This is a genomic window from Devosia alba (assembly GCF_039938915.1).
Taxonomy (GTDB): domain Bacteria; phylum Pseudomonadota; class Alphaproteobacteria; order Rhizobiales; family Devosiaceae; genus Devosia; species Devosia alba.
The window spans coordinates 1-225 of the sequence record NZ_JBDUUI010000179.1 but is presented as its reverse complement, the minus strand read 5'-3'; the positions used below and the strand labels follow the sequence as shown (position 1 = coordinate 225).

The window sequence follows — 225 nt, the reverse complement described above, 5'->3', positions numbered from 1 at the left end:
GTTTCTGACTGTCATGTCTGCATCATATACACTCCGGGGATTCGCCCAGGATGCCCGGGGAGCGATCAATGATGTCCTGGACAGTTTTACACTGCCCGTGTTCGGCGGTTTTATGCTTGGAGGTATCATTCTGGGTCTTATCCAGCAATGGGACAATATCATCGACAAGGAAAACAGGGGCACGCGAAAGGAAGGATTCGTCGCACTGGGCTGGTATGTCGGCTT

The 225-nt window shown here is 52.0% G+C and carries 1 protein-coding gene; it reads left to right on the top strand.

What is annotated here, in order from left to right:
- Positions 1 to 225: hypothetical protein (locus ABFY71_RS19205; protein WP_347947480.1), on the top strand; the 225-nt coding region annotated here is incomplete at both ends.